The organism is Mycobacterium sp. (assembly GCF_008709575.1).
Taxonomy (GTDB): domain Bacteria; phylum Actinomycetota; class Actinomycetes; order Mycobacteriales; family Mycobacteriaceae; genus Mycobacterium.
In genome coordinates this window covers 1-552 of the sequence record NZ_VYIK01000528.1, presented here as the reverse complement: position 1 = coordinate 552, position 552 = coordinate 1, and the positions used below count along the sequence as shown (strand labels likewise).

1 protein-coding gene is annotated in these 552 nt (G+C 64.1%); it reads right to left on the bottom strand.

What is annotated here, in order from left to right:
• Positions 1 to 344: PPE family protein (locus tag F6Q13_RS19975; protein WP_293060141.1), on the bottom strand; the 344-nt coding region annotated here is incomplete at its 3' end.
• Between the last annotated feature and the right edge of the window lie 208 nt (positions 345 to 552).

Sequence of the window (552 nt, the reverse complement as noted above, 5' to 3'; positions counted from 1 at the left end):
TGGGCACCGACCTGCTCGGCCTGCGTGGCGGTGGCATTCATCCACCCCACGTAGGAGGCGGCTGCCGCCGCCATCGACGCCGACGCCGGACCCAACCAGCTGCCGCCGGCCAGCGCTGCGATCACCGATCGGTACGAGGCTGCCGCCACGTACAAGTCGTCGGCCAGGGTGTCCCACGCCTGTGCCGCAGCCAGCATGGGTGCCGAACCCGGACCCGCATGAATGCGGGCTGAGTTGGTTTCCGGCGGTAAGGAGCCGTAGTCCGGCAGTGATCCCGCGGTGCAGCTCGTTGCCACCGCGGTGTCGCCGGCCGCCGCGGTGCCGCGATAGGGCGCAAGATCCATCAGAGTCGACAGCCACGCGGTGGGGGCTTGGTGCCGTCATCAACAGCACGTCCCGCGCCCCATTGATTTTGCAAATTATTGTCCACTAGCGTTGCGCAATTGTCGAGGCTGCCGCTCATGATTTCACGAACGCTAGCACTTTTAGATACGCCTCGCAACGAAGGTAACACTCACGCAGTGAAGGTTTCCCTCAGTAAAGTAAGCCTCA